Source organism: Dyella sp. SYSU CM1112 (assembly GCF_058216415.1).
The window spans coordinates 1-429 of the sequence record NZ_JBZEGI010000068.1; the positions used below are offsets into that span (position 1 = coordinate 1).

The 429-nt window shown below is 52.9% G+C and carries 1 protein-coding gene; it reads left to right on the top strand.

Annotated elements, in window-relative coordinates; all coding sequences use genetic code 11:
• Positions 1–228 precede the first annotated feature (228 nt).
• Positions 229–429: hypothetical protein (locus tag AC4HNJ_RS21645; RefSeq protein ID WP_490481689.1), on the top strand; the 201-nt coding region annotated here is incomplete at its 3' end.

Consider the following 429-nt stretch of genomic DNA (forward strand, 5'->3'; position numbering starts at 1 on the left):
CGAGCAAGACACTTGGCATTGCCACATTTTCTCGACCCGCGTGACGGGATTTATCTCAATTAATTTCAGAAGTAGACAAATGACTTTCGTGATGTTCTTTACACGCGAAAATGACTTCACGTGTCTGCGAAAAACATTTATGTTCGATCTTTTGCAAAACGATACGCATGCCATGACGCCATGCCTGTCGAGTGCATCACACGATAAAAACAAATCAGGAACACATGCATGCCTACCCGCCTCGATGACGCCAGCGCAGCGAACACTTCTGCGCGTCTTCAGTCGTACTTCGTGGACGTTCCGGGCGCGCCCGCCGCGAGTGCGTTATCAGTGGTGTCGTGCCGTATCGTCGAGCGCATGGGCGAGCCCTGGCGCATCATCGTCGACCTGACGCATCCGGATGCGCTTGAGCGCAAGGATTATCTCGGC